Genomic DNA, 22218 nt, shown 5'->3' with positions numbered 1-22218 from the left:
TCTCAGGGAACCGGCGGCCGTCGCGCACCGTGCGGCGGGACTCGAAGCGTTCCACGCGGCGGCATCCTCCCCACTCGCAGATGAGGGTGACGGCCCACTCCTCGTCGGCGGCCACGCTCGGGTTTCTGACAGCGCGTAGCGGGTCTCCGGCCGCTTCTCGTTCCCAAGCCGCGCCGGGCACGGCCCTCTTGCCAGGTGTCGAGAACAGATTGTTGCCTTACGGCGAATGTTGTCAAACGGCAACTATCGCTTCTATCCTTGCCGTGTCGAAACCCAGGACCTGTTCACCCACGAAGCGTCAGCCCCTACAGCGAGGTTCATCGTGCTGCCCCAGTCCAGTGGAGGCCGACCGATACGTATCGACACGCGGCAGGATCGGGGGGCCCTGGTTCTCGTCGTCACGGGACAACTCGATCTCGACAGCGTCGCCCCGCTCGACGAGACCCTCCAGCAGGTGGCGCGGGACGGGGACGGCCCTGTCGTCGTCGACCTGTCCGCGGTGGCCTTCGCGGATTCCGCCACGGTCAATGTCCTGCTCCGGGCGCACGACGCACTGGGCAGCGCACTGCGTCTCGCCGCCCCCTCCGCCGTGCTGGAACGGCTCTTCGCGCTCACCGGACTCGACACGGTGCTGCCCCTGTACGAGACCGTCGGCAAGGCCCTGGAGGCCTGAGCCTCAGCCGCGTTCGGAGCTGACGGCAGCGACGGCGACGGCCAGCTCGCCCAGCACCGCGACCAGCTCGCACCGTTCCTGTGCGGGCATCCGGCGCAGTACCGCCGCCATGCGGTCCACCCGGGTCGCCCGGAAGCGCTCCAGCAGGGCCCGGCCGTCAGGACTCAGCTGAAGCCCGATCTCGCGCCGGTCGTCGACCGCAGGGCGGCGGAGCAGCAGACCTGCGGCCTCCAATGCGGCGCACACCCGGCTGGCGCGTGGCAGACCGATGCCCACGGCGGCGGCGACCGCGGTCAGATTCCGCCCGGGGCAGCGCGATACGACGGACATCACTTTCAGGCCGTGCGGGGAAGGCCGCGGTTCCACCGGGGCGGCCGCGTCCCTCATCAGGGCGGCGAGCGCCTCACCGGCGACGGCCAGTTGTTCCGCCGCCTCGCGCAGTGTCTCCGACGGCGGTTCGGCGCTGTGGCGTTGCATGGGCGCATCCCGTTCCCACTGGGCGACGACAGGTGCGGTGCACACGGCGGGCCGGCCCGGAGCACCGTCCGAGGCTCCTGCGCACACCCGCTCCCTGCCCGCTTCTCTCCGGATCACACGGCCTCCCCGTCCTCCCGTACGCAGGCGGCCGTGCCGGGCTCAGCGGGACAGGGCCGCCTGCACGACCTTGCCGCCGCCGGGGCAGGGCCGGACGGTGACGTCACGGGCGAGCGTGTGCACCATGGGCCAGCCGAAGCCGCCGCCGCGGCCGGTCAGATCGGGGCTGCGCCCCTCCGGCCGGGCGGAGCTGGGGTCCTCGACGTGGACCTGGATGCTCTCGTGATCCGCGGTCAGCCGCAGCGCCGTGACGGCGCCCGCGTGACGGAGCGCGTTGGCCACCAGCTCGGACACCAGCAGGAGCAGGTTCTGGATGGTGTGTGCGGTCGGCGCCGGATGGAGCAGATCGACGAAGCTCCTAGCGCAGTCACGGGCGTCCGCCGCCGTCCCCGGACGGCAGACGCACTGGGCCGGCTGTGACGAGGGGTCGTCAGTCGCAAGTGGTTGGTGCATAAGCTCTTTTCACCCCGGTCGGTCGAACTCCTCGTTCGGCTGGTGTGCATGAAGCGTCATCAGGTGTTCGTGAGGCGTCTACCCAACGGAACCGACGCGGAACAGGACACTTGGCGGCCCCGGGATCGGCGCTCCCCGGACCCCTCAGGATGCCGCAGGCCGCCTGTCCCCGGCGGCCCGTGGCGCGAAGCGGCGGCGGCGCGGGCGGGCAGTTCACCCGTCCGCCTTCGCCTTCGCCGCCGGGGCGTCTCGCGGGGGCCGGCGGACGGCAAGGGCAAGGGTGTCGTCGGAATGCAGGATGACGGTGTGCATATCCTCCGCGACGGCGCCGGGGATCTCGTCCACCGGCCGTTGGGCATGGGCGCGCGCACTCTTGACGAGACGTGCCTCGCCTTCGATGGGGTCTCTTCGGCTCTCGGTCAGACCATCGGTGTAGAGCACCAGAAGGTCGCCCTCGTGCAGCGTCTCCTCCAGCACGGACTCGCTGCCCGGGAGCGGAAAGCCGATACCCCGGCCGCGGGTCTCGAGGTAGTCGGAGGTCCCGTCGGCGCGCAGCAGCAGGGCGGGCGGATGGCTGCCGTTGGCCAGGCGCAGTGCGCCGGTTCCGGGGTGGATACGGGCGAGCAGGACCGTCGCCATGATCTCCGGGTCGAACGGGACCAGGATGTCGTGGGTGCGGGCGACGATCGATTCGAGCGGATGGCCTTCGAGCGCCAGGGTGCGCACGGCATGCGTGACATTGAGCGCGCTGCGGGTGCTGCGCACACCATGGCCCAGCGCATCGACGATGGTGATGTGCACGGTGCCGTCGGGGAGGTGGAGCCAGTCGTAGAAGTCGCCCCCCGTGGGCGCGTCGGTGTCCGCCGGCTCGTAGTGGACGGCGAACTCCAGGCCGCTCACGGTGATCGGCGAGGGACGGAGTGCGTCCTCCAGCTCGCGCAGGATCTGGCCGTGGGCCCGCCGTAGTTGTTCGTCCCGCTCCTCCAGCTGCACGTAGAGGGCGAGGACGCCGCTGTTGGTCTCGCCGAGTTCGTCCTTGAGGGCGTGCAGTTCCGTGGTGAGGGTGTCCACGCGGGAGAGCGCCGCGCCGAGATCGCCTTCGAGCGCCGCGATCTCCGCTTCGTACACCTCGGCGGTCGCCGCCTCGCAGGGACGGCCCTGGGACGGCACTCCGGCGCGCGTCTTGGGAAGCGGCGCGGCGGGTGGCGGATCCTCGGGCTCCCCGAGGGGCAGGTGCCAGGCCACGCCGTCCGGCGTCGCCCGGCCCGGCAGCGGGAGGCCGGCCGTGCTCAGCGGTGCCGGTGCCGCTCCGGCCCGCAGGGTGACGGCGAGCAGGGTGGTCCCGCCCGGGGCGGACTGCTCGGCGGCCTCGAGGCGGACGGGGCCGCCGGCGCGCAGGACGGCACCGGCCGCCCGGGCCACGGAGAGCACCAGGCGCCCTCCGGTCCGGGAGGGAAGCCGGTGTGCTGCGCAGATCCGCCGGACGGCGCGGCGCAGGGCCGACAGATCGTGGAAGGTGTGGGGGGTCACGGAAGTCTCTGGCGGGGACGGGCGGCGAGCACGGTGGCATCGTCGCGGGGGACGCGGTGGCTGTGGGCAAGGGACGCGACGAGCAGCGGCGGGGGCAGGCGGTGCACGAAGGGTGAGGGCGCCTGGGCCCAGCGGTGGTCGATGCCGTCGGAGTGGAGAAGTACGGTACCGCCCGCCGGTACGGGGAAGGCGCGCACCCTCGGTGGCGTCATGTTCAGCCCCGCTATACCCGGCTGACCGCTCAGGCGGTTGCTCAGGTCGAGCGGGGTCAGTGTCACGACGCGTACGTTGCCGATACCGCAGTACTCCGCTCGGCCGGGGTGCAGGCGCAGCAGGCCGACGGCCGCCCCGCGGGTGCGGCGCAGTGCGCGGTGGAACGCGGTGAGCAGCTCGGGCAGCGGGCTGTCCGGCGCGCGGTGGAAGGACCGCAGCGCCACCTGTGCGGCCTCGGCCGCCTGCGGGCCGTGGCCGAGGCCGTCCACGACGACCGCGGTGCGGGCCGGGCCGTGATCGACGATGGCGCAGGCGTCGCCGCTGGTCTGTTCCTCGTCCGCCGGTACGCAGATGGCGCCCACCTCCGCGTCGGCCGACGCGGTCTCGTCGGGCGCGGTGAGGCGGGCACAGACGAGGGTGCCGGACCCGGGCTCGGTGCGGATGGTGAGGGTGGTGGCTATCCGTTTCACGGCTCCCAGGCCGGCGCCGAGGGTGTCGCTGGTGCTGTAGCCGTCGGTGAGGCACTGCTGTAGTTCGCCGATGCCGGGCCCGTGGTCCGCAGCGAAGATCTCCATACCGCCGCCGAGGGGCAGCGGCTGGAGGAACAGCGCACCGTTGGTCGCATGGTTGGCCAGATTGCTGGCCAGCTCCGAGGCGATGACGGCGGCCCGGTCGGGCAGTGCTCCCGGCAGCCGGCACCGCTCGGCGACCGACCGGGCCGTTTCGGCGGCGAGATGAACGGCGCTGTAGTGGTCCACAGCGATATGTGCCGTCGGCTGGGGGTCGGGGTGGGTCAACGACTCGCCCATCGCGTGGCGATCACGGTCGTGCCCCGGCCCGGAACCGTCTGGAGCTCGAAGTCGGTCATCAGCCGCCGGGCACCGCCCAGGCCGTGGCCGAGGCCCGCGCCGGTGGTGAAGCCGTCGGTCAGCGCCGCGCCGACATCCGCGATGCCGGGCCCGTCGTCGGTGATCGTCAGACGGAGTCCCGTGGTGCCGCGCGCCATGAGGTGGTCGATGGTGACGGTGCCCCCTCCGCCGTGGATGTAGGCGTTACGTGCCAGCTCACTGGCCGCGGTGACCACCCGCGTCTGGTCGACGATGCTGAAGCCGGCCCGCAGGGTGGCGGCCCGTACGGCGTGACGGACGGTCAGCAGGTCCTCTTCGGTCCGCACCTGGTGCACCGACCTGTTGCCTCCGGCGTCGGCGACGTCCCGGGCGGCCGTGGCAAGGCCCACCGCGTGGTCACTACTCCGTGCGGAACTCACGCAGGACCCCCTCGGACGGCTGCCGGCTCTGATGCCAGCCCAGCGCGACCATGCCTTGCTCGGCATTGAGTGCCGTTTCGACCCCGGTCAGCTGGAGGCCCAGCTCGACCAGGGTGATGGCGACCGGCGGCCGCATCCCGGCAACGATCACCCGGGCACCGAGCAGCCGCGCCATGGTGGCCAGCTCCATCAAAGTACGGGCCACGAAGGAATCGACGATTTCCAGCCGGGAGACGTCGATGAGCACACCACGGGCCCGGTCGCTCGTGATGCGGGCGGTGAGCTCGTCGGTGAAGGCCACGGCCGTCTTGTCGTCGAGTTCGTTGAGGAGCCCGGTGACCAGGACGTCGCCCAGTCGCAGAATCGGCACACCGGCCGAGGCGGGGACGTTCACCGCTGCGCCAGAGGGGCGGAGGTCGACGGAACCGCGTCGGTGAGCTTCACGGCCTCTCCCAGGGCGTCGGCAAGGGTGGCCCGGGTCATGATGGTCGACAGATCGATACCGAGCTGGGCGATGGTCTGGGCGATCGGCGGCCGGATGCCGCTGATGATGCAGTCCGCGCCCATCAGACGCACCGCGTTGACCGTGTGCATCAGATGCTGGGCGACGGCGGTGTCGACGGTGGGTACGCCGGTGATGTCGATGATGGCGACCAGCGCCTCGTGCTCCTGGATGGCCTGGAGCACGTTCTCCATCACCACCTGGGTGCGTGCGGTGTCGAGGGTGCCGATCAGCGGGACGGCCAGAACCTGGCGCCACAGCCGGACCACCGGGGTGGACACCTCCAGCAGCTGCTGGCTCTGGCGGCGGATGATTTCCTCGCGGCCCTCCACGAAGATCTCGAAGGAGAGGGCCCCGGCACTGTCCAGGAGGCGGTTGATCAGCACCGCGCTGTGGAAGAGGTCCTCCCCGTCGCGGGACCGCCGCTGGACGGCCTTGAGCAGGGCTTCCTTGAGGGACAGCACGGCCAGCGAGGTGGCGGTCGGCGACACCCCCCTGCGGGCACGTCGCAGGGAGAACTCGGAAACGGCACGGTGTATCTCCTCGTCGGAGGTGACCACGCGTTCCACCGGCAAGCCGCTGTCCAGGCCGGAGAGCAGGGCGCCGACCAGGGCGTCGGCCTCCTCTCCCAGCTCGGCCTCGCTCACTTCCCCGTTCAGGCTCGGCTGCGCCAGCTGCAACTGCACCCAGCGGTCCGAGATCTCATCGGCCTCTTCGCGCAGCACGCTCGTGACGCGCTCGCGGGCGGCAACCTCAGCGGGTTCCAACTCATCGTCCTTTCGGTCCGGCCGGCCCGGATGACTGCCTCGGGCCGGTGGGCCCTGCGGTTGCGGCCGGGCCGGCCCGCACACCGTTTAACAGTTGTCGCCCGGCAAATGTTAGCGAGCACGATCAAGGGCCGGTACCCACGGGCTTGCGCTTCACCCACCGGCGCAGCGAGCGGCCCGGCATCCGAATCCGTACGGTCGCCTCCCCCTGGGGCACCGGTCGCCGCGTACCCAGGGACGACCGCCGGCGCCGGCCCCTCCGCCGTCGGTCACACCCCCGGCGAAGAGACCGAAAAGGATCTCCGCTCAACAGTGACCGTCACCGAACCAGTCAAGACATAGCACCAAAGCGTCGTCCAACGACTCCGCATCACGGTAATCGGCCACGTCGCGCAGGAGCGCATGCGGCACCATCGCGGCCGGCAACAGGCTCGTGGCGTGGATGGCCCGCGCGAGCGCCCGCTCGGCATACCTCTCGCCCGGTGGCGAGAGCGTCTCATAGACCCCGTCGCTCACGAAGATCAGCCGGTCCCCCGGTGCGACCGTGAACCCCTGTGGCGCGTAGTGGGACTCCTCGAACATGCCGAGCGGCATCTGGGCATCGAGTTCCACGCGCTCGATCGCCTTCCCCCGCATCCGCCACATCTGCGGCGACCCCGCGTCGACGGCTTCCACCCGCCCCGTCGCGACGTGGATGCGCAGGAGCAGCGTCGATACATGGGCCGCGCCCCGGTAGTGGTCGTAGAGGGCCTGGTCGGCCAGTGCCGCCTGGTCCGCGAGGCCGACGCCGGCCCGGCGGGCGTTGCGCAGGGCGTTGACGGCGAGGTTGGTGAGGAGCGAGGCCTCGATGCCCTCGCCCATGCCGTTGGTGACGGAGAGCGTCAGCTCGTCGGCGTCCGACGTCCAGTCGAAGTTGTCGCCGTGCACGGCGTAGGCGGGCTCCAGCTGGGCGCCGAGGGCGAACCGGGCGTCGGTGTACGCACGGGCGGGCAGCAGCTGCCACTGCATCTCCGCGGCCAGGGTCAGGCGGCTGGCCCGGCGTGCCCGCTGGTAGACGTCCGTGTCGCGCTCGGCGACGAGGATCTCGCGCCCGAGCAGGTCCGCCACGTACCTGAGCTCGTCGAGGACTTCCGGCGTGGAGCGCTCGCCCGGGAGCCGCACCGTCAGCACGCCGATCCGGTCGCCGCGCACCGTCACCGGAAGATGGTGGTCGATGGCGTCCCCCCGCGGCACCTGCTGCTCGCGGGGCTCCTGGCTCCCCAGCGCCCGCCCCTCCGGGCTGTCGGAGACGGGCAGCGACTCCCCTCCGTGCCCCGAGGGCTCGCACGCCCTGAGCACCGTCCCGCCGTAGTCCGTCAGGAACAGGCGCACGGCGGTGGCCCGGTGGACGGTGGTGAGGAGGCTTTGCAGGGTGTCGACCAGCGCATGCGGTGCCGCGGCACGCAGCGCTGTTTCCACTTCGAGGCGTTGAGTCATGGTTTCGCGGACACCGTTCGTCCAGGGCCAAGGGCAGGGTCGGTCTGACAAGGGGACGCACAGGGTGACAGAGTGTTCGTGTGTCCCGTTTCACCGGTCGGCCCCATTCCCACGAGCGCGCGAGCGCGGCGGCGCTTGCCACCTCCGAGTTGCTCGAGGTGTTGTGGGGACGCGGGCAGGAAGCGGCACGCTCGGCGGAGGTCTCGCTCTCCCAGCTGCGTGCGCTCCTGGTGATCGAGAAGCGCGAAGGCACCAATCTGCGCACCCTCGCCGAAGCGCTCGGCTCGCGGCCGCCGGCGGTCAGCAGGCTCTGCGACCGCCTGGAGGCCATGGGCCTCGCGGAACGGGGCCCCAGCGCGACCAGCCGACGGGAGGTCGAGCTGCGGCTGAGCCTGCGCGGCCGGGTGCTGCTGGAGCAGTACCGGATGGCGCGGAGCCGGGACGTCACGGCCACCCTCGAACGCATGGAACCCGCTGACGTCGCCCGGCTCGCGGCGGGCCTGGAGGCCTTCCACGCGGCCTCTGCCCGGCTCGCGGCGGACCGGGAGGGCGCGGCCTCCCGGGACGGCGATGTCGCGGACAGCGCCTAGGGCGTGTCCTGCCGTTGACGAGGGTCCGGCCGTCGCCACCGCAAGATCCGTCAACCGCATGCCTTCAGTATCCCGCCCTGGGAGGGCAGCGGGGCGCGAGCCGGTGCCGCCGGGGGATTTCCGCCCTACGGTCGGGCCATGGCCGACAACGTAAGACCTTCTTCGCCCCCTCTGGCGCGTGCCGAGCGCTTCGTCTGGCTGACCGCGCGAGTGCTCGAGCAGCGGCTTTTCGAGTTCCACTTCCTCGGCGGCGGGGCCGATCAGGTCGAGACCTCGCTCGCCGCGTACCGCAACGACGACGACGGCTTCGGCCATGCCCTGGAGCCCGATCTTCGCGGCCCGGTCAGCCAGCCGCTGCACACCGCCCACGCCCTGAAGGTCCTCGATCTGATCGGGCGCTGTGACGGCCGCCAGGTGGAACGGATCTGCCGCTATCTGACGAAGATCTCCACGCCGCAGGGGGCGCTGCCCGCGCTGCACCCGTCACAGCGCGGGTATCCGGCCGCGCCCTGGATCCCCGTGGTCGACGACCCGCCGAGCTCGCTGCTGGCCACCGGTCCCGTGGTGGGGGTGCTGCACCGCAACGAGGTCTGGCACGCCTGGCTGTTCCGGGCCACGGACTACTGCTGGGCGACCGTGGAGTCGCTGGAGGAGACCCATCCGTACGAGGTCGAGGCGGCGGTGGCCTTCCTGGACGGCGCCCCGGACCGGCCGCGGGCCGCCGCGGCGGCGCGGCGGCTCGGCGCGCTCGTCCGGGAGCAGCGGCTGGTGCTGCTGGACCCGGAGCGGGCCGCGGACGTCCCCGTGGCGCAGGGGTACGCCCCCGGGGAGCACCACCTGCCCTACGACTTCGCCCCCGCACCCGGCTCGCTGGCCCGCGACTGGTTCACCGACGAGGAGATGGACCGGGCGCTGGACCACCTCACCGCGCTCCAGGAGGAGGACGGCGGCTGGCCGGTCAACTGGCGGGTGTGGGCACCGGGGACGGCGCTGGAGGGCCGCCCGATGGTGACGCTCAAGGCGCTGCTGACCCTCCGGGCGTACGGGCGCCGCCTCACCTGAGCGCTCACCCTCCCAGGGCCCGTACCCCCGCGGTGACCGCCACGGCGACGCCGACGACCAGCAGGAACGGCGCCCGCAGCACGAGCGCGACGGCCGCGGCGGCCACCCCCGCGGCCTTGGCGTCCAGCATCAGATGCGGGCCGTCGCCGAAGGTCTCCTGAGCGGTGAGCGCGGCCAGCAGGGCGACCGGCAGCAGTGCGGCCAGCCGCTTGACGAGGGGGCGCTCCAGTACACCGGCGGGCGCCGACAGGCCGAGGTATTTGACCAGGTAGCAGCCGACGGCGGTGAGGGCGATCGCGATCCAGACGGTCATGCCCCGTCCTCCTCGGTGGTGTTGCGGAGCTCCGCGGCCCCGTCCCGGGGCGCGTGCGGCGCTGCGGTGCCTGCCTGCGGTGGCGCTTCCGCTCCGGTGGTCCGCTCCCGGAGCCCCTGCGCGAGGAGGACGGCAGGCGCGGCGAGCGCGGCGACCAGCACGGGCACGCCGGTGGGCAGCAGGGGCAGCGTGACCATGACCAGCACCACGGCGAGGCCGGCCGCGACCCGTTCGACGGTGTCCTTGACCATCGGCGCGAGCAGCGCCAGGAAGACCGCGGGGCCTGCCGCGTCCAGTCCCCAGGCGTCGGTGTCGCCGAGCGCCCCGGCGCCCAGGGCGCCGACGAGGGTGGTGAGGTTCCACAGGACGTAGAGGGTCAGCCCGGTCACGGTGAAGCCCAGCCGGGCGCTGCGGCGGTCGGGCTGGGCCAGGGTGACGGCGGAGGTCTCGTCGATGACCCAGTGGGCGGCGAAGGGCTTGACCCGTGCCCGGTAGCCGAGGACGGCGGACAGCCGCAGCCCGTAGAAGGCGTTGCGGGCGCCCAGGAAGAACGCGCCGGCCGCGGCGGTGAACGGGTTGCCGCCCGCGGCCAGCGCGCCGACCAGGGCGAACTGCGAGGCTCCGGTGAACACCAGCAGGCTCAGCGCACAGGTCTGGAGGAGGCCGAGCCCGGCGCCGGCCGAGGTCACGCCGAAGGCGAAGCCGGAGAGGCCGACGGCGATACCGACGCCGAGCGCGTCCCTGATCACGGCGGAGTCGGGTTTCGCGGGCGGTGCCGGCGGCGGCGCGGGGGTCCGCTCCGTGGTGCGTATGTCTGTCTGTTCTGCCACACCCCGGACCTTAGGAGCCGGCGCCCTCGGCGGTCTTGTACGTTCTTGCGCCCCGCGCGCTCCCCGTATCACCGCGCCTCAAGCCGCGCGCTCCCTGCGGTACGCGCCGGGCGGCACACCCACGATGCGGGTGAAGTGCCGGTTCAGGTGCGGCTGGTCGGTGAAGCCGACGGCGACGGCCGCCTCGGCGGGTGCGCTGCCCGCTTCCAGGAGCCTGCGGGCCCGGCGCACCCGGGCGTCGGTGAGCCAGGTGTGCGGGGGCATGCCGTAGGCGGTCCGGAAGGCCCGCAGCAGCGCGAACGGGCTGGTCCCGAGCTCGTGTGCCAGCTTCTCCAGGGAGGGCGGGTCGGCCATCCGCTCCTCCAGGACGGTCCGGGCGCGGGCCGCGGTCCGGGCGCCCGCACTGCGGGGCGTACGCAACGGGAGCGGGCCTCCGTAGCGGCGCAGCAGCCGGGCGACGGCCATCCGCAGCAGGCTGTCGGCGGCGAGGGCGTTGCCGGCCTCGGCGGCCCGGTGGATCTCGGTGATCAGGTGGCCGACGTGCGGGTCCTCGGCGACCGTCTCCTCGAAACCCGCGGTGCCGCGCAGCGCCGTGGTCTCCCCGGCGATCTCGGCGACGACCTCGGAGGAGGGGTAGAGCGTCGCATAGGCCCAGCCCTCGGGTGCGCCCGCCCGCGCGGTGTGCGCGACCTCCGGGTTGATCATGATGATGCCGCCGTGGCCGGCCCGGACGGTGCCCTGCTGGAGCCCGACCTCCTCGATGCCGGAGGTGACCGCACAGACGACATAGCCGTCGTGCGCATGGCGGGGGAAGGAGTGCCGGACGTAGCGGGCGCGCAGCAGGTCGAGGCCGGGCAGCCCGGAGTAGCGCCAGTGGCGCGCCCATTCGCCGCTCGCCCGCGGCGTGGCGCCCGCACCGGGCACGACGGCGGCCGCGCTCTGAATGCTGACCGTGACCATGCCTCCATTCTGCGGCCGCCGCGTGGCCGCCGACCTGCGCGTCCGCAGCGTGGACGGGCGGCCTGCGACGGCCGGCCGGGCGCGCGGCGACCGCGTTGTCAGTGGTCCGGTGCACGATGGAGGACATGGCCCAGGCAGCGCTCGACTCGTTCTCCCCCGCGACCCGCGGTTGGTTCGCCGGGGCGTTCCGCGCGCCCACCGCCGCGCAGGAGGGGGCCTGGCGGGCGATCGGCGCCGGCTCCGACGTCCTGGTGGTGGCGCCGACGGGCTCCGGCAAGACCCTCGCCGCCTTCCTCGCGTCCCTGGACGCGCTGGCGAGCACGCCCCCGCCCGCCGAGCCGAAGAAGCGCTGCCGGGTGCTGTACGTCTCACCCATGAAGGCGCTGGCCGTCGATGTGGAACGCAATCTGCGCAGTCCGCTGACGGGCATCCGCCAGGAGTCGGTCCGCCTCGGACTGCCGGAGCCGGACATCAAGGTCGCCATCCGCTCCGGGGACACCTCACCCGCCGAGCGCCGGTCGATCGCCAACCGCCCGCCGGACATCCTCATCACGACCCCCGAGTCGCTGTTCCTGATGCTGACGTCCTCCGCCCGGGAGGCGCTGGAGGGCGTCGAGACGGTGATCGTGGACGAGGTCCATGCGGTGGCCGGCACGAAGCGCGGCGCACATCTGGCGCTGTCCCTGGAGCGGCTGGACGAGCTGCTGGACCGTCCGGCCCGCCGGATCGGGCTGTCGGCGACGGTGCGCCCGGTGGAGGAGGTGGCCCGCTATCTGTCGCCCCGGCGCCGGGTGGAGGTCGTCCAGCCGCCGTCCGGGAAGCGCTTCGACCTCTCGGTGGTCGTCCCGGTGGAGGACATGGGCGAGCTGGGCGGATCACCGGTCCAGGAGGGCGACACCGGCGAGAAGCCGTCCATCTGGCCGCAGGTGGAGGAGAAGATCGCCGATCTCGTCCAGGCCCATCGCTCCACGATCGTCTTCGCCAACTCCCGCCGCCTGGCGGAGCGGCTGTGCAACCGCCTCAACGAGATCGCCTACGAGCGCTCCACGGCTGCCGGGCCCGAGGCGGACGGCTCCGCCACGGCGCTGCCCGAGCACCACTCCCCCGCCGAGCTGATGGGCGGGTCCGGTGCCGCCAAGGGAGCCCCGCCGCTGCTGGCCCGCGCCCACCACGGCTCCGTGTCGAAGGAACAGCGCGCCCAGGTGGAGGAGGACCTGAAGGCCGGCCGGCTGCCGGCCGTGGTCGCCACCTCCAGTCTGGAGCTGGGCATCGACATGGGCGCGGTCGATCTGGTCATCCAGGTGGAGTCGCCGCCGTCGGTCGCCTCCGGGCTCCAGCGCGTCGGCCGCGCCGGGCATCAGGTCGGCGCGGTCTCGACGGGCGTCGTCTTCCCCAAGTACCGCGGCGATCTCGTGCAGGCGGCGGTGGTCACCGAGCGGATGCGCTCGGGCGCCATCGAGGCGCTGCGGGTGCCGGCCAATCCGCTGGACGTCCTCGCCCAGCAGCTCGTCGCCATGGCCGCGATGGACACCTGGGACGTCGAGGAGCTGCTGGCCGTCGTCCGGCGGGCGGCCCCGTTCGCCGGGCTTCCCGAGTCGGCGTACACGGCCGTGCTGGACATGCTCGCCGGCCGCTACCCCTCCGACGCCTTCGCCGAGTTGCGCCCGCGCCTGGTGTGGGACCGCGTCGCCCGGACCGTCACGGGCCGCCCCGGCGCCCAGCGGCTGGCCGTCACCTCCGGCGGCACGATCCCCGACCGCGGCCTGTTCGGTGTGTTCCTGGCGGGCGGCGACTCCGGGAAGGGGGGCGGCCGCCGGGTGGGGGAGCTCGACGAGGAGATGGTCTACGAGTCCCGCGTCGGCGATGTCTTCACGCTCGGCACGACGTCCTGGCGCATCGAGGACATCACCCGCGACCGGGTGCTGGTCACCCCCGCCCCCGGGGTGCCGGGCCGGCTGCCCTTCTGGAAGGGCGACCAGCTGGGCCGCCCCCTCGAACTGGGCCGTGCCCTGGGCGCGTTCCTGCGCGAGCTCGGCGCGCTCGGCCCGGAGGACGCCCGGACCCGGCTGTCCGCGGCCGGGCTGGACGACTGGGCGGCGTCCAATGTGCTCAGCTATCTCGCCGAGCAGAAGCAGGCCTGCGGCCATGTCCCCGACGACCGCACGATCGTCGTGGAGCGGTTCCGCGACGAGCTGGGCGACTGGCGGGTGGTCATCCACTCCCCCTTCGGCGCGCAGGTCCATGCCCCGTGGGCGCTGGCCCTCGGCGCCCGTCTCGCCGAGCGCTACGGCATGGACGCCCAGGTGATGCATGCCGACGACGGCATCGTGCTGCGGCTGCCCGACGCCGATCTGATGGGCCTCGACCTCCTGGACGGCGACGGCGGCTTCGATCCGGCCGCCGACCCGGGCCTCGGTGCCCGCGGCGCGGAGTACGACCCCGAGCAGTCCCCCGTGGGTGCGGCCGATGTCGCCTTCGAGCACGGCGAGGTCGACCAGCTCGTCACGGACCAGGTCGGCGGCTCCGCGCTGTTCGCCTCCCGGTTCCGCGAATGCGCCGCCCGCGCCCTGCTGCTGCCGCGGCGCAGCCCCGGAAAGCGCACCCCGCTGTGGCAGCAGCGCCAGCGCGCCTCCCAGCTCCTCCAGGTGGCGAGCGAGTTCGGGTCCTTCCCGATCGTGCTGGAGGCCGTCCGCGAATGCCTCCAGGACGTCTTCGACGTACCGGGCCTGACGGAGCTCATGGGGGACATCGAGGCCCGCCGGGTCCGCCTCGTGGAGGTCACCACCCCCGAGGCGTCGCCGTTCGCCCGGTCACTCCTCTTCGGCTATGTCGCCCAGTTCCTGTACGAGGGCGATTCCCCGCTCGCCGAGCGCCGCGCCGCCGCCCTGTCCCTGGACTCCCGGCTGCTGGCCGAGCTGCTGGGCCAGGCCGAGCTGCGCGAGCTGCTGGACGCCGAGGTGCTGGCCGAGCTGGAGCGTGAGCTCCAGTGGCGTACGGACGACCGGCGCGTCAAGGACGTGGAGGGCGTCGCCGACGTCCTGCGGCTGCTGGGGCCGCTGACCGACGCCGAGCTGGCCGAGCGCGGCGCGGATCCGGCCTGGCCCAGGGAGCTGGCCGCCGCCCGCCGCGCCATCGCGGTGCGGATCGCCGGCGCCGAGCACTGGGCCGCCGTCGAGGACGCCGGCCGGCTCCGCGACGCCCTGGGCACGGCGCTGCCGGTGGGCGTCCCCGAGTCGTTCACCGAACCGGTCAAGGACCCGCTGGGCGATCTGCTGTCCCGCTACGCCCGCACCCACGGCCCGTTCACCTCCGAACAGGCCGCCGCCCGCTTCGGCCTCGGCACGGCCGTCACCGACGGCGCGCTGCATCTTCTCGCCGCCGCAGGACGGGTCGTCCAGGGAGAGTTCCACCCCGCGGGCATCGGCCAGGAGTGGTGCGACGCCCAGGTGCTGCGCAGGCTGCGCCGCCGCTCGCTCGCCGCCCTGCGCGAGGAGCTGGAGCCCGTGCCGCCCGCCGCGCTCGCCGCCTTCCTCCCCCAGTGGCAGCACGTCAGCGCCCCGCGCCCGGCCGCGGCGAGCGGGGTGCCGGCCCCACTTGGCGGCGCGTCGCCCGGTCTGCGCGGTATCGACGGGCTGGTGCGCGCCATCGAGCAGCTCCAGGGCGCGCCCGTGCCCGCCTCCGCCCTGGAAAAGCTGGTGCTGCCCTCCCGCGTCGGCGGCTACACCCCCGCCCTGCTGGACGAACTCACCACCACCGGCGAGGTGGTGTGGGCCGGTGCCGGTGCGCTCCCCGGCAAGGACGGCTGGGTCTCCCTCCATCTCGCCGACACCGCCCCGCTCCTGCTCCCGCAGCCGCTCCCGCTGGAAGTGACCGCGGTGCACGAGTCGTTGCTGACCGCCCTCGCCCCCGGCTACGGCCTGTTCTTCCGCCAGCTCGCCGACCAAGTGCGCGCCACCACCCACCCCGAGGCCACCGACGCCCAACTCGCCGACGCCCTGTGGGACCTGGCCTGGTCGGGCCGGCTGACCAACGACACCCTGGCCCCGCTGCGCGCCCTCCTCGGCTCGGGCCGTACGGCCGGCTCGACCGCCCATCGCGCCCGCCGGGCCGTCCCCCGGGGCAGATACGGCTCGCTGACCGCGGCCACGGGCCGCAGCGGCCGCCCCACCGCCTCCCGCTCCGGCCCGCCGACCGTCGGCGGCCGCTGGTCGCTGCTGCCCGCCGCCGAGCCGGACCCCACCCACCGCGCCCACGCCCTGGCCCGCGCCCTCCTGGACCGGCACGGCATCGTCACCCGCGGCGCGGTCGCCGCCGAGGGCGTCGAGGGCGGGTTCTCCGCCGCCTACCGCGTGCTGGCCGCCTTCGAGGAGTCCGGTCAGGCCCGCCGTGGCTATGTGGTGGAGGGGCTCGGCGCCGCCCAGTTCGCGATGGACGGCGCGGTGGACCGGCTGCGGGCGGTCAACACCCAGCGGGAGCGCACCGCCGATGACGCCCTGCCGGACTCCGGCCCGGCGCGGTCCCGGCGCGGCGGCCCGCAGCGCGCCGTCGTCCTGGCCGCCGCCGATCCGGCGAACGCCTACGGCGCCGCCCTGTCCTGGCCCGAGCCGCCCGAAGGCTCGACGCACAAACCCGGCCGCAAGGCGGGTTCCCTCGTGGTCCTCGTCGACGGCGAGCTGACGCTCTACCTGGAACGCGGCGGCAAGACCCTGCTCATCTGGCCCTTCGGCCACGACCCGGCTCCGGCCCCTACGGACGCCCGCCTCCAGCTCGCCGTCGAGGCACTCACGGATGCCGCCCGCGCCGGCGCCCTCGGCACCATCACCACCGAACGCATCAACGGCACCTCGGCGCTCACCTCCCCCTACGCCACCACCCTGGAGTCCGCCGGCTTCCACCCGACCCCGAGGGGCCTGCGACTGCGGGGGTGACGGCACACCGCGGGCGGTCCCCACGCCGCGGGCGTCCACCCCGCGCGCACCCACCCGCGCGTACCCACCCACCCGGCATGATGGTGGCATGCCCGAAGGTGACACCGTCTGGCGCTTGGCCCAGCGGCTCCGCGAAGCACTCACCGGCAGCCCGCTGACCCGCTGCGACCTGCGGGTCCCCCGACTCGCGACGGTGGATCTGACCGGCCGCGAAGTGCTGGACGTGGTCCCCCGCGGCAAACATCTCCTCACCCGCTTCGAGGGCGGCCTCACCCTGCACTCCCATCTGCGGATGGACGGCGCATGGAAGATCTACGCCCCGGCCGAGCGCTGGCGCGGCGGCCCCGCCCACCAGATCCGGGCGATCCTCGGCACCGCCGGGCACACCGCCGTCGGCTACCGCCTTCCCGTTCTCGATCTGCTGCGCACCGCCGAGGAGCCCCGGGTCGTCGGCCACCTGGGCCCCGATCTCCTCGGCCCCGACTGGGACCCGTCCGAAGCCCTGCGCCGACTGCTCTCCGCCCCCGAACGCCCCCTCGGCGAGGCCCTGCTCGACCAGCGCCATCTCGCCGGTATCGGCAATGTCTACAAGTGCGAGCTGTGCTTTCTGCTGCGCGCCTCCCCCTGGCTCCCCGTAGGACAGCTGCCCCACCCGGAGCGCATGCCGGCGCTCGCCAAGAAGCTCCTCGAAGCCAACAAGCACCGCCCCGCGCGTACCACCACTCCCAGCTCCCGCCCCGACCGCCGGCTGTGGGTCTACGGCCGGGCCGGCCGTCCCTGTCTGCGCTGCGGCACCGCGATCCGCACCACCGACCAGGACCCCGCCGGCGAGGAGCGCGTCACCTACTGGTGCCCCACCTGCCAGCCCGACCGGCCGGCCGCCCGGCCCGCGGACTGAGCCGTGACGCACGCCAATTGACGCTCCGTCAGATATCGCTCTACCCTCGCCCCATGCCCCTCACGGCGTACGACCTCACGGGCCGCACCGCGATCGTCACCGGCGCCGCCGCAGGCATCGGCCGCGCCACCGCCGTCCTCCTCGCCGAGGCCGGAGCCACCGTCCACTGCGCGGACCTCGACGACCGGGGCGCCAGGGCGACCGCGACGGCGATCACCGCCTCGGGCGGCTCCGCGCACGCCCACCACCTCGATGTCACCCGGCGCGACGAGATCGCCGCCGTCGTCGACGCCGCCCGCAGCGCCACCGGCCGCCTCGATGTGATGGCGAACATCGCCGGGATCATGCACTCCTCCGCCGTCCTGGAGACCGAGGAAGCGGACCTGGACCGGGTCTGGAACACCAACTTCAAGGGCGTGCTGTACGGCTGCCAGGAGGCCGCCCGCGCCATGATCGCCACCGCCACCCGGGGCTCCGTCGTGAACATGGCGTCCGGCGCGATCGACACCGGCGCACCCGGCCTGCTCTGCTACGGCGCCGCCAAAGCCGCCGTCGTCCAGCTCACCAAGACCCTGGCCACGGAAGTCGGCGGGCACGGCATCCGCGTCAATGCCGTCGCCCCGGGCTGGGTCCGTACGGCGATGACCGAGCGCCACACCGCGGAGGCACAGCAGCAGGCGGAGCGGCCGATGATCCGGATGTCCCCTCTGGGGAGGGTGGGAGAGCCGGAGGACATCGCCCACACCGTGCTGCATCTGGCGTCGGACGCCTCGTCCTTCATGACCGGCCAGATCCTCCGCCCCAACGGCGGCGTCGCCATGCCTTGGTGAGCACCACCCCGCACGCCCCGCGCACCCCGCGCACCCCCCTCACCGCCCGGGCCACGGCACGGCGGCGGCCGCCGCTTCGGCCCGTCCGTGGAACACAGTGCACCGGCAGCAGGCTGAGACCCCAGCCGCCCAGCGCCACGACCCCCTCGACCACCCCCGCCGACTGCGGCCACACCACCAGCCGGACCACGGCCCACCACCACAGCCCCCCGACGACGGCCCCGGATATCCAGCGACCCGGCACGGCCCGCGGACGCCGGCCGGACGGTCCGCGGACCGCGACGTCACGCCACCCCATGGCTGCCTCCTCCGGCCGACGCTAGACGGGTCCCGCCGCCCGGCGGGAGGGCGCACCGGGGCATTTCCGGCGCGCAGGCGCCCCCGCAAGCCCCGGAGCGGACCTCGGCTCCGCAAGCCCCCGGACGGAGGCCGACGCCGCAGGCCCCGGAAGGCATGCCCGGGACCCGAGCCCTCAGCGGTCGCCGCGGCCCGTCAGTGGGCCTCGGCCTGGAACATCCAGTGGTGCTTCTCCAGGTCAGCGGTCAGACCGATGAAGATGTCCTGACTGACCGGGTCCGGGTCCGCGGTGGCGACGATCCGCTCGCGCATCCGGCCGATGACCGCGCTCAGCGCGTCCACCATCGCCTGCACCACAGCGACGTCCTTGATCCAGCCGTCCGTGATCTCGCTGATGCCGCTGGTCTTGGCGACGGTGCCGGCCCGCCCGTCGGGAGACACCCCGATCGCGGACGCCCGCTCGGCCACCGTGTCGGCATGCTGCCGCGCGCTGGCGACCACGTCGTCGAGCTGAAGGTGCACGGAGCGGAACCGCGGGCCGACGACGTTCCAGTGCACCTGCTTCGCGACGAGGGAGAGGTCCACCAGATCGACGAGCGCTCCCTGTAGGGCGGTACCCACGACACCGCGATCCTCGTCGGACAGTGTGCTCTTGACGACAGACATCCAGATGCTCCCGTTTTCAGGCGATTTATCCGATTTAGCCATCGTACAAATGAATCGCCCGTTCCGAGCGGCCCGGACGGTCCGGCCGCGCACCCATCCGGGCACCGCCCGCCGCACACACCCGCCCGCCCCGGGCAGCACGGAGCCCCGGCGGGCTGCTGCCCGCCGGGGCTCCGATGCGTACGAACAGGGGTGTCAGGCCGCGACGACATCCACGACGTCGGCCGGGGACTTGATGGTCACGCGGTCCTCCGGCACACCGGCCAGGGACGTGACGGACACCGAATTGAGCTTCGGCCGCACCGGTGCGGGCACCGGATCGCTCGCGGCCGCGGACGCTGCCAGCTCGGCGAGTGCCAGCTCATCGCTGACCTCCCGCATGAGCTCGGACATGCGCACATCCAGCGCGTCACAGATCGACGAGAGCAGTTCGGAGGAGGCCTCCTTCTGCCCCCTCTCGACCTCGGACAAATAGCCGAGCGATACCCGGGCGGAGGAAGAGACCTCGCGCAGGGTTCGGCCCTGGCGCTGACGCTGTCGGCGCAGCACGTCACCCAGCAGGCGACGAAGCAGAATCATCGCTGGCTCCCTCCTCGGACCTCGGATCCGGATCCTTCTCGCCCCACCGTACCGCCTCGGGCTGTAGGCGTGCGGGGTGCAAGTACGTGTTCACTCAGGGCTGCAAACATCCATTCCCCCCGTGTTGTTCCGTATCCTTTGCCCGCGTGTTTTCTGTCAGTTCGCTCAACAACAGTGCGAGCACGGCCTGAATGGTGTCCTGGCGGATACGGTCACGGTCCCCCGCCAGCGCCAGCCGCCGCACCGCCCCGGCGCCGTCCGGTCCCTGGACCGCCACGAAAACGGTGCCCACCGGATAGCCGTCCTGAGGATCGGGGCCGGCCACACCCGTGGTGGCGAGGCCCCAGTCGGCCCCCAGCGCCCGCCGCACACCGCTCGCCATCTGCCGTGCGACCTCGCCGTCCACGGCCCCGCACGCGGCCAGCAGAGCGCCGTCCACGCCCAGTACGTCCCGCTTGAGGTCGGTTGCGTACGCCGTGACCGAGCCACGGACGACCCGTGAGGCCCCGGGGACGGCGGTCAGCGCGCCCGCCACCAGGCCGCCGGTCAGTGATTCGGCCACCGCCAGGCTCTGCCCACGGCCGGCGAGCAGCTCCAGCGCCCCGGCCGCGACAGAACCCGGCCCGCTCACCGGGCCGGGTCCCGCTCGGCCCGCTCCCGGGCCAGCCCGGCCCGGCGCAGCACCACGGCCTGCCGGATGTAGTCGAGCCCGGTGACCACGGTCAGCGCCACCGCCACCGCCATCACCCACCAGCGGAAGGTCGCCAGCGGGCCGCTCAGCACCAGGACGTACATGCCGACCGCGGTGCCCTGTGCCAATGTCTTGATTTTGCCGCCACGACTGGCCGGAATGACCCCGTGCTTGATCACCCAGAACCGCATCAGCGTGATGCCGAGCTCCCGGAAGAGGATCACGCCGGTCACCCACCAGGACAGATCACCCAGCACCGACAGACAGATCAGCGCGGCGCCCATGATCGCCTTGTCCGCGATCGGGTCCGCGATCTTGCCGAAGTCGGTGACCAGGTTGTACGCGCGGGCCAGATGTCCGTCGAAGACGTCGGTGATCATGGCGACGGCGAAGGCGGCCCAGGCGAAGACGCGCCAGACGGGATCGGTGCCGTTGTCGTGCATCAGCAGCACCACGAAGGCCGGGACCAGCACCAGCCGCAGCATCGTCAGGAGATTGGCGATGTTCCACAGCCCGGCCTGCCGGACGACCGGCGCCGTGCGCGGGCCACCAGCTGCGGAAGCCGGGACTCCGCTCATCTGCCCGCCTCCTCGGTACACCCCGTGCCCTCCACCGACAGCACCTCCGCCACGAGGTCCACGCCCTCGCTCGCCACCACCTTTGCTTCGACCATACGACCGGGCTCCAGCTCCTGGTCGGTCGACAGCAGCGTGACGCCGTCGGTCTCCGGTGCCTGGTGCGCGGCCCGCCCGACGATGCCGTCCTCGTCGTCGGTCCGGTCGACCAGCACCCGCACCGTCTCGCCGACCCGCTCCTCGGCACGCTGCGCGGTCAGCTCCTCAGCCAGCCGCGAGACCCGCGCCAGCCGCTCGGCGACCACGTCCGGATCGACCTTGTCCCCGTAGGAGGCGGCCTCGGTGCCGTCCTCGTCGGAGTAGCCGAAGACGCCGATGGCATCGAGCCGGGCCTCGGTGATGAAGCGCTCCAGCTCCGCGAGGTCGCTCTCGCTCTCCCCCGGGAAGCCGACGATGAAGTTCGAGCGGGCACCGGCCTGCGGCGCCTTCGTACGGATCGTCTCCAGCAGCTCCAGGAAGCTGTCGGTGCCGCCGAAGCGCCGCATCGCCCGCAGCACACCGGGCGCCGAGTGCTGGAAGGACAGGTCGAAGTAGGGCGCGACCTTGTCGGTGCCGGTCAGCACGTCGATCAGGCCGGGGCGCATCTCGGCCGGCTGGAGGTAGCTGACCCGGATCCGCTCGATGCCGTCGACGGCCGCCAGCTCCGGCAGCAGCGTCTCCAGCAGTCGGATGTCACCGAGGTCCTTGCCGTAGGAGGTGTTGTTCTCGGAGACCAGCATGATCTCCTTGACGCCCTCCCCGGCCAGCCAGCGCGTCTCACCCAGCACATCGGAGGGCCGGCGCGAGATGAAGGAGCCGCGGAAGGAGGGGATGGCGCAGAACGAGCAGCGACGGTCGCAGCCGGAGGCCAGCTTCACCGAGGCCACGGGATTGCTGCCGAGCCGGCGGCGCAGCGGCGCACGCGGCCCGGAGGCGGGCGCGACGCCCTCCGGAAGATCCTCGGGCGGAGTGTCCTGGGCGTGGCCGGGCAGCGCGACCTCGGCACTGCCCTGGCGCTCGGCCGGGCTGATCGGCAGCAGCTTGCGGCGGTCGCGCGGGGTGTGCGCGGCGTGGATGCCGCCGTTCAGGATGGTCTGAAGGCGATCGGAGATGCTGCTGTAGTCGTCAAAGCCGAGCACACCGTCGGCCTCGGGCAGCGCCTCGGCGAGCTCCTTGCCGTAGCGCTCGGCCATGCAGCCGACGGCCACCACGGCCTGGGTTCTGCCATGATCCTTCAGATCGTTGGCTTCCAGCAGGGCGTCGACGGAGTCCTTCTTTGCGGCCTCGACGAAGCCACAGGTGTTGACGACGGCGACATCGGCATCGGCGGCTTCCTCGACGAGGTCCCAGCCGTCCGCTGCCAGGCGGCCTGCGAGCTCCTCCGAGTCCACCTCGTTACGGGCGCAGCCAAGAGTGACAAGGGCGACGGTACGGCGTTCGGGCATAGGCCTCAGCCTACTTTGTCCCGGCCGCCCCCTTGGCGAG

At 73.0% G+C, this 22218-nt stretch carries 22 protein-coding genes; 6 read left to right on the top strand and 16 right to left on the bottom strand.

The window, feature by feature from the left end; all coding sequences use genetic code 11:
* Nucleotides 1-322 precede the first annotated feature (322 nt).
* Complete coding sequence (locus M8I34_RS36880; protein ID WP_374211036.1) at nucleotides 323-673, top strand: STAS domain-containing protein; 351 nt, start codon at nucleotides 323-325, stop codon at nucleotides 671-673.
* A 3-nt stretch (nucleotides 674-676) separates the two neighbouring features.
* On the opposite strand, the gene M8I34_RS36875 is transcribed toward M8I34_RS36880, so the two are convergent.
* The 8 genes from M8I34_RS36875 to M8I34_RS36840 all read right to left on the bottom strand — a co-directional run bounded on the left by M8I34_RS36875 (nucleotide 677) and on the right by M8I34_RS36840 (nucleotide 7475).
* Nucleotides 677-1150 carry a MarR family winged helix-turn-helix transcriptional regulator gene (locus M8I34_RS36875; protein ID WP_250057260.1) on the bottom strand — a complete coding sequence of 158 codons (474 nt, stop codon included), beginning with the start codon at nucleotides 1148-1150 and terminating at the stop codon, nucleotides 677-679.
* 159 nt (nucleotides 1151-1309) lie between these two features.
* Nucleotides 1310-1720 carry an ATP-binding protein gene (locus M8I34_RS36870; protein WP_250057259.1) on the bottom strand — a complete coding sequence of 137 codons (411 nt, stop codon included), beginning with the start codon at nucleotides 1718-1720 and terminating at the stop codon, nucleotides 1310-1312.
* A gap of 213 nt (nucleotides 1721-1933) precedes the next feature.
* Nucleotides 1934-3250 carry a SpoIIE family protein phosphatase gene (locus tag M8I34_RS36865; protein WP_250057258.1) on the bottom strand — a complete coding sequence of 439 codons (1317 nt, stop codon included), beginning with the start codon at nucleotides 3248-3250 and terminating at the stop codon, nucleotides 1934-1936.
* The gene (locus M8I34_RS36860; RefSeq protein WP_250057256.1) at nucleotides 3247-4272 is read right to left on the bottom strand and encodes a SpoIIE family protein phosphatase; all 1026 of its coding nucleotides are present in this window, start codon (nucleotides 4270-4272) and stop codon (nucleotides 3247-3249) included. Before M8I34_RS36860 ends, M8I34_RS36865 begins: the two co-directional genes overlap by 4 nt.
* On the bottom strand, nucleotides 4257-4730 hold the full coding sequence (locus M8I34_RS36855; RefSeq protein ID WP_308372769.1) for an ATP-binding protein: 474 nt from the start codon (nucleotides 4728-4730) through the stop codon (nucleotides 4257-4259). The genes M8I34_RS36860 and M8I34_RS36855 overlap by 16 nt, the downstream gene beginning before the upstream one ends.
* Nucleotides 4711-5124 carry an STAS domain-containing protein gene (locus M8I34_RS36850; protein ID WP_244418415.1) on the bottom strand — a complete coding sequence of 138 codons (414 nt, stop codon included), beginning with the start codon at nucleotides 5122-5124 and terminating at the stop codon, nucleotides 4711-4713. Before M8I34_RS36850 ends, M8I34_RS36855 begins: the two co-directional genes overlap by 20 nt.
* A complete protein-coding gene (locus M8I34_RS36845; RefSeq protein ID WP_244418416.1) occupies nucleotides 5121-5999 on the bottom strand; it encodes an STAS domain-containing protein in 879 nt (292 codons plus the stop codon). The genes M8I34_RS36850 and M8I34_RS36845 overlap by 4 nt, the downstream gene beginning before the upstream one ends.
* 306 nt (nucleotides 6000-6305) lie before the next feature.
* A complete protein-coding gene (locus tag M8I34_RS36840) occupies nucleotides 6306-7475 on the bottom strand; it encodes a PP2C family protein-serine/threonine phosphatase (RefSeq protein WP_250057254.1) in 1170 nt (389 codons plus the stop codon).
* Between the two features lie 80 nt (nucleotides 7476-7555).
* Here M8I34_RS36840 and M8I34_RS36835 point away from each other — a divergent pair, with 80 nt between their 5' ends.
* Both M8I34_RS36835 and M8I34_RS36830 read left to right on the top strand, forming a co-directional pair.
* Nucleotides 7556-8065 (top strand): MarR family winged helix-turn-helix transcriptional regulator, encoded by a 510-nt coding sequence (locus tag M8I34_RS36835; RefSeq protein ID WP_244418418.1) that lies wholly within the window; start codon nucleotides 7556-7558, stop codon nucleotides 8063-8065.
* Between the two features lie 138 nt (nucleotides 8066-8203).
* A complete protein-coding gene (locus M8I34_RS36830) occupies nucleotides 8204-9127 on the top strand; it encodes a hypothetical protein (protein ID WP_250057252.1) in 924 nt (307 codons plus the stop codon).
* A gap of 4 nt (nucleotides 9128-9131) precedes the next feature.
* On the opposite strand, the gene M8I34_RS36825 is transcribed toward M8I34_RS36830, so the two are convergent.
* The 3 genes from M8I34_RS36825 to M8I34_RS36815 all read right to left on the bottom strand — a co-directional run bounded on the left by M8I34_RS36825 (nucleotide 9132) and on the right by M8I34_RS36815 (nucleotide 11230).
* Nucleotides 9132-9440: an AzlD domain-containing protein gene (locus tag M8I34_RS36825; protein ID WP_030992770.1), complete on the bottom strand. Its 309-nt coding sequence runs from the start codon at nucleotides 9438-9440 to the stop codon at nucleotides 9132-9134.
* The gene (locus M8I34_RS36820; protein ID WP_374211035.1) at nucleotides 9437-10270 is read right to left on the bottom strand and encodes an AzlC family ABC transporter permease; all 834 of its coding nucleotides are present in this window, start codon (nucleotides 10268-10270) and stop codon (nucleotides 9437-9439) included. The genes M8I34_RS36825 and M8I34_RS36820 overlap by 4 nt, the downstream gene beginning before the upstream one ends.
* A 78-nt stretch (nucleotides 10271-10348) precedes the next feature.
* Complete coding sequence (locus tag M8I34_RS36815) at nucleotides 10349-11230, bottom strand: AraC family transcriptional regulator (protein WP_250057250.1); 882 nt, start codon at nucleotides 11228-11230, stop codon at nucleotides 10349-10351.
* Nucleotides 11231-11355: 125 nt separating this feature from the next.
* Here M8I34_RS36815 and M8I34_RS36810 point away from each other — a divergent pair, with 125 nt between their 5' ends.
* The 3 genes from M8I34_RS36810 to M8I34_RS36800 all read left to right on the top strand — a co-directional run bounded on the left by M8I34_RS36810 (nucleotide 11356) and on the right by M8I34_RS36800 (nucleotide 17886).
* The gene (locus M8I34_RS36810) at nucleotides 11356-16158 is read left to right on the top strand and encodes a DEAD/DEAH box helicase (protein WP_250057248.1); all 4803 of its coding nucleotides are present in this window, start codon (nucleotides 11356-11358) and stop codon (nucleotides 16156-16158) included.
* A gap of 88 nt (nucleotides 16159-16246) precedes the next feature.
* Nucleotides 16247-17056: an Fpg/Nei family DNA glycosylase gene (locus tag M8I34_RS36805; protein ID WP_250057246.1), complete on the top strand. Its 810-nt coding sequence runs from the start codon at nucleotides 16247-16249 to the stop codon at nucleotides 17054-17056.
* A 53-nt stretch (nucleotides 17057-17109) separates the two neighbouring features.
* The gene (locus M8I34_RS36800; protein ID WP_250057244.1) at nucleotides 17110-17886 is read left to right on the top strand and encodes an SDR family NAD(P)-dependent oxidoreductase; all 777 of its coding nucleotides are present in this window, start codon (nucleotides 17110-17112) and stop codon (nucleotides 17884-17886) included.
* Nucleotides 17887-18378: 492 nt separating this feature from the next.
* Here M8I34_RS36800 and M8I34_RS36790 read toward each other — a convergent pair whose 3' ends face one another.
* The 5 genes from M8I34_RS36790 to rimO all read right to left on the bottom strand — a co-directional run bounded on the left by M8I34_RS36790 (nucleotide 18379) and on the right by rimO (nucleotide 22178).
* On the bottom strand, nucleotides 18379-18849 hold the full coding sequence (locus M8I34_RS36790) for a Dps family protein (protein WP_244418425.1): 471 nt from the start codon (nucleotides 18847-18849) through the stop codon (nucleotides 18379-18381).
* 195 nt (nucleotides 18850-19044) lie between these two features.
* On the bottom strand, nucleotides 19045-19428 hold the full coding sequence (locus M8I34_RS36785; protein ID WP_018092941.1) for a helix-turn-helix domain-containing protein: 384 nt from the start codon (nucleotides 19426-19428) through the stop codon (nucleotides 19045-19047).
* 94 nt (nucleotides 19429-19522) lie between these two features.
* Nucleotides 19523-20059: a CinA family protein gene (locus M8I34_RS36780; RefSeq protein WP_250057240.1), complete on the bottom strand. Its 537-nt coding sequence runs from the start codon at nucleotides 20057-20059 to the stop codon at nucleotides 19523-19525.
* On the bottom strand, nucleotides 20056-20697 hold the full coding sequence (gene pgsA / locus M8I34_RS36775; RefSeq protein ID WP_250057238.1) for a CDP-diacylglycerol--glycerol-3-phosphate 3-phosphatidyltransferase: 642 nt from the start codon (nucleotides 20695-20697) through the stop codon (nucleotides 20056-20058). The genes M8I34_RS36780 and pgsA overlap by 4 nt, the downstream gene beginning before the upstream one ends.
* Nucleotides 20694-22178, bottom strand: a complete 1485-nt coding sequence (gene rimO / locus M8I34_RS36770; protein WP_244418428.1) for a 30S ribosomal protein S12 methylthiotransferase RimO — start codon at nucleotides 22176-22178, stop codon at nucleotides 20694-20696. Before rimO ends, pgsA begins: the two co-directional genes overlap by 4 nt.
* Nucleotides 22179-22218 lie beyond the last annotated feature (40 nt).

Source organism: Streptomyces sp. MCA2 (assembly GCF_023544705.1).
GTDB classification, from domain to species: domain Bacteria; phylum Actinomycetota; class Actinomycetes; order Streptomycetales; family Streptomycetaceae; genus Streptomyces; species Streptomyces decoyicus.
The sequence above is the reverse complement of the archived record's forward strand: the minus strand, read 5'-3'. Positions and strand labels throughout refer to the sequence as shown.